At 60.2% G+C, this 6,058-nt stretch carries 5 protein-coding genes; 4 read left to right on the top strand and 1 reads right to left on the bottom strand.

Translation table 11 applies throughout. From position 1 onward, the window contains the following. Window positions 1–411: hypothetical protein (locus tag VFI82_04160; protein ID HET7183851.1), on the top strand; the 411-nt coding region annotated here is incomplete at its 5' end. Between the two features lie 63 nt (window positions 412–474). Here the strand turns inward: VFI82_04160 and VFI82_04155 are convergent. Continuing rightward, window positions 475–1,632, bottom strand: coding sequence for an AAA family ATPase (locus VFI82_04155; protein ID HET7183850.1), 1,158 nt, complete (start codon window positions 1,630–1,632; stop codon window positions 475–477). Between the two features lie 371 nt (window positions 1,633–2,003). Between VFI82_04155 and VFI82_04150 the strand changes: the two genes are divergently transcribed. The 3 genes from VFI82_04150 (at window position 2,004) to VFI82_04140 (ending at window position 6,047) form a co-directional block, all read left to right on the top strand. Continuing rightward, window positions 2,004–3,518 carry a putative glycoside hydrolase gene (locus VFI82_04150; GenBank protein ID HET7183849.1) on the top strand — a complete coding sequence of 505 codons (1,515 nt, stop codon included), beginning with the start codon at window positions 2,004–2,006 and terminating at the stop codon, window positions 3,516–3,518. 239 nt (window positions 3,519–3,757) lie between these two features. Beyond that, the gene (locus tag VFI82_04145) at window positions 3,758–4,711 is read left to right on the top strand and encodes a branched-chain amino acid transaminase (GenBank protein ID HET7183848.1); all 954 of its coding nucleotides are present in this window, start codon (window positions 3,758–3,760) and stop codon (window positions 4,709–4,711) included. Between the two features lie 205 nt (window positions 4,712–4,916). Further along, window positions 4,917–6,047 (top strand): type IV pilus twitching motility protein PilT, encoded by a 1,131-nt coding sequence (locus VFI82_04140; protein HET7183847.1) that lies wholly within the window; start codon window positions 4,917–4,919, stop codon window positions 6,045–6,047. Window positions 6,048–6,058 lie beyond the last annotated feature (11 nt).

Below are 6,058 nucleotides of genomic sequence, written 5' to 3'. Positions count from 1 at the left end.
GTCACATTCTTGCCGCTAACGTGGGGAGCCGCATGGGGTGCGGTCAGCGTAACGGTTGCTGGTCCGGCCAGTTCGCAGACCTTGCCGCTCAGCGGTTCTGGCGTGGATTTCGGGCTTGCCGTGAATGCGATTCAAGTAGTTCGCGGCGGTTCGGCGAACACCGCGTACACGGTCGCTGCACTCGGAGGCACTTATTCCAACCCGGTTAGCCTTACATGCGGCAATTTACCGAAGGGAGCGACATGCTCCTTCGCACAGAATCCAGCCACCCCCGGCGCCAACGGTTTGACCAGCACGCTCACCATTACCACTGTCAAGGGCACGCAGACAGGGACTTACTGGATCGTTATCGTGGGAGCTTCCTCTACGGGGCAACACAGCGTGAACTCGGCACTCACCGTGACGAAGTGAGCCGATGCTAAAACAAAACGTGCCGCACAATTCGCGGCACGTTTCGTTTTTCGAATAGACCCGCTATTTTTCGCCCAGCGTGCTGGGAGCGCCGACCTCGCGGCGCGCCCCGGCGCGAGTCGCGCGGGCGGCGGCGGGGGTGACGAACTCAGGACCGTACTTCTCCAGCAGCACCGGGACCAGCGCGCCTTCCGCTTCCTTGACAAAGACCATGCGGCCGTCAGGGTTCATGTCGATGCGCACGAAGTCGCCCAACTTCACCTGCCCAGTGGCGACAAGGTTGGCCAAGGGAAAGACCACGAATCGCTCGATGGCGCGTTTCAGGTGACGCGCTCCGTACTTAGGGTCAGTGCCTTCGCGCAGCAGGAACTGCTTCACTTTCGGCGTGCATGAAAAGACAAACTGGTTGTTTCCCGTGGCCTGAAGGATGCGCTGCTGCACCATGCCGAGTTCGATCTCCAGGATCTGCTCCAGGTGCTCGGGACGGAGCGTCTTGAAGACCACGACTTTATCGATGCGGTTCATGAACTCGGGAGAAAACTTGCGACGCGCCGCTTCCACCGCGCTGCGGTCAATCTTCTCGTCGAACTTGCTGTCGATGGCGATGGGCTTCTGCGCAAACCCCATGCCTCCCATCATCAACTCGGTCATTTCGCCGGCGCCGAGGTTGGAGGTCATGAAAATGATGCAGCTGGACAAGTCGACGCGGCGGTTGTCGCCCAGGGTGAGCGTGGCCTTGTCTAAAATCCCGAGCAGCAATTGCCACAGCGCGTCGGAGGCTTTTTCGATTTCGTCGAACAGCAGCAGCGAGAGCTTCAACTTCTCCGTGTGCCACTGATTGAGGGCTTCCTGGGTCAGCAGCGGATGGGTCTCGCGGTGGCCGAGGTATCCCGGAGGCGAGCCGATGAGTTTCGCGATTTCGTGGGAGTGCTGGAACTCGGCGCAGTCGATCTTGATACAGGCGCGCGCGTCGCCGAACAATGACTCGGCCACCGATTCCACGACGCGGGTCTTGCCCGAGCCGGTCGGTCCGAGGAAGAGCAGGTTGCCGACCGGGCGGCCCGGCGGATTCAGGCCGGCAAGGAACATCTGGTAAATCTCGGCGACTTTTTCGACGGCGGCATCCTGGCCGACGATCTTGCGGCGGATGGCGCCTTCAAATTCCTGAGAATCGCCACTGCGGCGGCTCGGATCGAGGGTTGCATTAATGCCGGTTTTCATAATCCCCAGCTTTCACACGGGGCCCGTTTCTCCGCTTTGGCGGAGATGCGACTTAGGCATGAGATGGGAGAAGCAGCATTGGAGTTGTTTATTCCGAAGTCAGCATCTGCGGATTGCCGTGCCCGATGCCGCGTTCCCTCGCCCACAATCGATTAGATGCAGAGAAATCGCTGGTGAAACCAACTTCGAATTCTCTGAAACTGAGAAATGTGCTGCATCTCGCGGGGCCCCGCCAACGTCTAATCGGGAGGTGCGCTGCCGGATTTCCACAGGCCACCTCCCTCCGTAACCGGTCAGTACACAGCTCTGTGGCCGGCGGCTGAAATTCCTGTGCTACATTCCAGCTATTCCAGCACTGGAATTGAAAATTCATGTCGAAAACAGTCGGTCGCATCACGATCGTAGTGGCCAGCCTTGTTCTGCTTACTGCACTTATTGTCACCGCCAGCGGCTGGACACGAAGCAGCGCGACTCACGCGCCAAAAGCTACCCCTGCAACCCCACCGCCGGTTTCATCTGCGCCAGACACCACGCCTGCCCCGCAGGTGGCGCCGCCGGGAACCGTGCTGCACGTGGTTTCCAAGGGCGAGCTTCTGCCTCATGTGATCAGGAAATATTGGGTGTCCAGTTCCTTTATGACGCACGCGGAGATGGAAGCCGCGCTCAGGGAACGCAACACCGGGATCAAGGGCATCTCCTTGAAGCCGGGCGCAACCTTAATCATCCCTGGGATGGAAGGACCGATCACGCAGCAACCGGTGCCGGTGGCGCGCGACTACGAGGTGCGGGCCATTTACCTGACCGGCGTCATGGCCGGCAGCTCGAATGGCCTGAAGCTCATCCAGCGCTGGCGCGAGGCAGGCGGCAATGCTGTCGTCTTCGACGTGAAAGATAGTGACGGGATCGTCAACATCCCATTCGAGCATCCGCTCAACACCGGCGGGCCGCACCCCTACATCCCGAACCTTCCGAAACTGACTCGCTGGCTGCACCAGCAAGGGCTGCACGCGATCGCTCGCATCGCGATTTTCCGAGACGAGAAGCTGGTAGTGAACCACCCCGAATTGGCGGTGCAGTCGCGCGCCCGTCACCAGGCATGGCGTGAAAATGGCAAGCTGGTCTGGACCGACCCGTCAAGACCCGAGGTCCAGCAGTACAACATCGCGCTGGCGCGGCAGGCAGCGCTGGACGGAGTGGACGAAGTGCAGTTTGATTACGTCCGCTTCCCCGCCGAGGGGGAGCAGAAGGACGCCGGGTTTTACTTCGATTCTCATCCTCTGCACCACGCGAGCAAGGGAGCTGACGGCAAAGAGATTCCCGCCCCGCCCACGCAGCGAAGTGAGGTCATCACCGATTTCCTGTCGAAGGCCTATGCCGAGTTGCACCCGATGAAGGTGCTGTTTTCGCTCGACGTGTTCGGAGTCATGGCGTGGCAGCGCTCCATTGACCTGTCGCACACCGGGCAGGACATTCCGCAGATGGCGAAGCAGTGCGACGTGCTCTCGCCCATGATCTACCCGTCCCACTTCTTCGGCATGGACGGTTACAAGGTGCCGGGCGACGCCCCGGAGCACTTCATCTCCGAGTCGATGGAACGGTTCAAGAAGATCACCGCCGATAGCGGCGTCGTGCTGCGTCCGTGGCTGCAGGCGTTCGGCTGGAAGACGCCGAGTTATTCCCCGCAGTACGTGGAAACACAGGTGAAGGTCGCGAAGCAAAATGGCGGCATCGGGTTCCTGTTCTGGAACGCCCGCAACGACTACAGCAAACCGTTCGCGGCCATGCCGCAGATGCGGCGGAATCCGCAGTTCATCCGCGGCGATGAACTGCAAAAGCTGAAAACCGCAACCGGGCAGGAAAAACCCGCGCCGGCGGCGAAAAGTTAGCCACGCGCAGCGCAAGTTCATCCCTCACTTTTCCCTGTGATGCCCGCTTTCTATGCGGTCCGGGCGAAACACCTCGGCTATAATGAGCTGTAACATCGTCCGTGCGCCACGTACTGGAAAGCACAGGTTTCGCGTGTCTACACGGCAGGCGGATGGCGCCCGGCAAACTTCTGCCGGCAGAGCCTACATCAGTTGGGCCATGAAACGGCAGGTGCAGTACGTCCAGTAAGGAGGCCGAAATGGCCATTCAAAAGACCGAGAAGATCTGGCACAACGGAAAATTAATTCCCTGGGATGACGCCAGGATCCACGTGATGTCGCACGTGGTGAACTATGGCTCGTCGGTATTCGAGGGGATCCGCTGCTACGCCCGACCGAACGGTCCCGCAATTTTCCGCGCCCAGGAACACATGCAGAGGCTGCTGGACTCGGCAAAAATTTACCGTATCGAAATTGAATACACGCGCGACGAACTGGTCAACGCGATGCTCGAGCTGGTCGCCGTCAATAATGTCAGCCCGTGCTACATCCGCCCGCTGGTTCTGCGCGGCTACGGCGAAGCGGGCGTGAACCCGTTCAATTCGCCGATCGAGGTATACATCTGCAATTATCCCTGGGGAAAATACCTGGGCCACGCGACCGGCGAGGGGGTTGACGTCTGCGTTTCTTCCTGGACGCGCATTGCCCCCAACACGCTGCCGGCGATGTCGAAAAGCGGCGCCAACTACATGAACTCGCAGCTGATCAAGATGGAAGCCATCCTGAACGGCTACGTCGAAGGCATTGCGCTGGATACACACGGCTATGTCAGTGAAGGCTCGGGCGAGAATTTGTTCCTGGTCCGCCAGGGCAATCTGTACACCGCGCCATTGGGGAACTCGGTGCTGCCGGGAATCACGCGCGACTCGGTGATGCGCATCGCGAAGGACCTGAAAGTTACGGTCATCGAGCAGCCCATCCCGCGCGAGATGCTATACATCGCCGACGAGGTGTTCTTCTCCGGAACCGCGGCCGAAATCACGGCCGTCCGCTCGGTGGACAAGATTACCGTCGGCAAGGGCATTTCCGGTCCGGTGACGAATGCCATCCAGAAGGAATTCTACGGGATCATCCATGGCACCGAACCCGATCGCTATCACTGGATGACGCCGGTGCCGGTGAAGAACAAGGCACAGCAGCCGGTTACGGTGTAGTCTGAAATTCACAATAAAGCAGTAAAGAGCCGGGGCAGTTGCTCCGGCTTTTTCATTGCTGCGGGCATCGATGGCAGGCCCTCAAAACCATAATGGGCTCTGTACGTTTCGTGTACCTTACGGCCCGTGGATGGCCCCTTGTGTCTTGAGCACGGTGCCTTTCCGTGATACGTTCTGGCCGCAACAGCTAATTCCGGACATAGTCATGCAAATTGATGATCTGCTGCGCATCGCCATGGACCGCAAGGCGTCGGACTTGCTCCTGAAAGTGGGCAACTACCCGCACGTACGGGTGGACGGCGAACTGGTTGCGCTGGCCGAACAGCCGCGTGTTTCCGCCGAAGACATGCTGGGAATGGCTTTCAGCATGATGTCCAACCGGCAGAAGCAGAAGTTCAAGGAGAATGCCGAGCTGGACATGGCCTACGGCGTGGCCGGTCTGGGACGCTTCCGCGTCAACGTCTTCCAGCAGCGCGGCAATGTCGGCCTGGTGCTGCGCGTTATCCCGACCAAGATCCGCCCGCTGGACGAGCTCTACATGCCGAAGATCGTGGAGCAGATCTGCGACATGCCGCGGGGACTGGTCCTGGTCACCGGCGTCACCGGCTCCGGTAAATCAACCACGCTGGCGGCAATGATCGACAAGATCAATTCCGCGCGGCCGGAACACATCATCACCATCGAAGATCCTATCGAATTTCTGCACCGCGACAAGAAAGGCTTCGTCAACCAGCGCGAAGTCGAGGTGGATACGCCCTCGTTCTCGTCGGCGTTGCGCGCCAGCCTGCGCCAGGACCCGGACGTCATCCTGGTGGGCGAAATGCGCGACCTGGAAACCATCGCGACCGCGCTGCACGCGGCCGAAACCGGCCACATGGTGTTCTCCACGCTGCACACGCTGGACGCGGTGGAGACCATCAACCGCATCATTTCGGTATTTCCTCCGCCGGAGCAGAAGCAGATCCGACTGCAGCTGGCGGCCACCCTGCGCGCTGTGATCAGCCAGCGCCTGGTGCGGCGCAGCGATACCGCCGGGCGCGTACCTGCGGTCGAAGTCCTGATCTCGACGGCTTATGTCCGCGAGTGCATCGTGGTGCCGGAAAAAACCCGCGCTATCAAGGAGGCGCTGGCGCAGGGCACGTCGCAATACGGCATGCAGACCTTCGACCAGTCCCTCTATGACCTGTTCACGCACGGCCTGATCGCCTACGATACGGCGCTGGAAAACGCTTCCAACCCGGACGACTTCAAGCTGCGCGTGCAGGGCATCAGCGGCACCGCCGAATCCACTCGCGACGAGATGTCGCAGGCGGGCCGCGCGGTATTCGGAAGATAGTTCCCGGTGTT

This window comes from Terriglobales bacterium (assembly GCA_035691485.1).
GTDB lineage: Bacteria > Acidobacteriota > Terriglobia > Terriglobales > Acidobacteriaceae > JAIQGF01.
This window is presented reverse-complemented; position numbering and strand designations above follow the sequence as displayed.

What these genes read in the sequence shown, in the direction of transcription:
- VFI82_04155 (HET7183850.1), bottom strand. Translation starts at nt 1,632, where the DNA reads ATGAAAACCGGCATTAATGCAACCCTCGATCCGAGCCGCCGCAGTGGC.
- VFI82_04150 (HET7183849.1), top strand. Translation starts at nt 2,004, where the DNA reads ATGTCGAAAACAGTCGGTCGCATCACGATCGTAGTGGCCAGCCTTGTT.
- VFI82_04145 (HET7183848.1), top strand. Translation starts at nt 3,758, where the DNA reads ATGGCCATTCAAAAGACCGAGAAGATCTGGCACAACGGAAAATTAATT.
- VFI82_04140 (HET7183847.1), top strand. Translation starts at nt 4,917, where the DNA reads ATGCAAATTGATGATCTGCTGCGCATCGCCATGGACCGCAAGGCGTCG.